The 923-nt window shown below is 64.1% G+C and carries 2 protein-coding genes; both read left to right on the forward strand.

Annotated features, from left to right (window positions below; genetic code table 11):
* On the forward strand, positions 1 to 361 hold a 361-nt coding region (locus tag IMZ11_RS42595; RefSeq protein WP_228649273.1), incomplete at its 5' end, for a hypothetical protein.
* A 15-nt stretch (positions 362 to 376) separates the two neighbouring features.
* A partial coding sequence (locus tag IMZ11_RS42600; protein ID WP_228649275.1) for a hypothetical protein occupies positions 377 to 923 on the forward strand: 547 nt, incomplete at its 3' end.

A 923-nucleotide genomic window follows, 5' to 3' on the forward strand; every position in this document is an offset into this window, starting at 1 on the left:
GAACGAGTCGGCTGCAGACACTGTGAACTCCACACCGTCAGCCGCGGAGGTTCATGCCCAAGATGTCTCCCTGTGCACCAGCTACGCCATCATCAACAGTGCGATGGTCACCCCAGACAAGGTTGGGTCCGATCTTCTCCCGACCGTGACCGCACTCCAGGTCGCGCTGGCCGACAATCCCGATGCCAGTACGCCTGTGCGTGTGGCGGTCACCGACCTCACTTCGGTCTATCGGGCGCGTGTGGCCGCCCACGGGAACGTCCGGGCACGCGGGCTAGCTGAACCACCGCCCTACAGCATGGATACAGAAAACGCGGCGGTTGAGCAGGTTTGGACCGTCTGCGGGTTGCGCGAGAAATAGAGCTGAGGGGGTTCGATGGCGGCGGTTGTCGGTAATACGGGGGACGTACCACGCCCCACGGGGAAGGCCGCGGCGTTAACGGTGCTGCCGTACTGGCCGTCTATCAGCGAAACAGAGTTACAGGCCCTGGCCGACGACGAGCGGGCCACGGCGAAAGCGGTGGCCGAGTACGCCGCAGACGTGCAGAGGGAAAGGGCGCGCGGTGCAGAGCTGCTGGAAGGCCAGGCCGGGGATGCACGGAACACCTTGATGCTAAACATGACTGACCACGGCTACGAGAGTGCCGACTACTACGATTCCCGGGCGGGGGCGCTCGATTCGTTCCACGCGATCGTCCGCGGGAATAAGACCGATCTGAACCGCATCGCGGATGCCGCCGATGAAGCGTGGAATGAAGCACAGTCAAACGGAGGCACCTCGGCAGCCGTGGCCGCGATGGCTCCGCTCAACGCTGAGGCCGCAACTCTCCAGAGCGCTGCTCTGGGAGACATCGCTGCCACCCCCGCAATCCTCCCGCTCCCGAAAGCACCAGTCGGCGAAACACCGAACAACAACTCGGCCG

The sequence above is a fragment of the Microtetraspora sp. AC03309 genome (assembly GCF_020826795.1).
GTDB classification, from domain to species: Bacteria; Actinomycetota; Actinomycetes; order Streptosporangiales; family Streptosporangiaceae; genus Microtetraspora; species Microtetraspora glauca.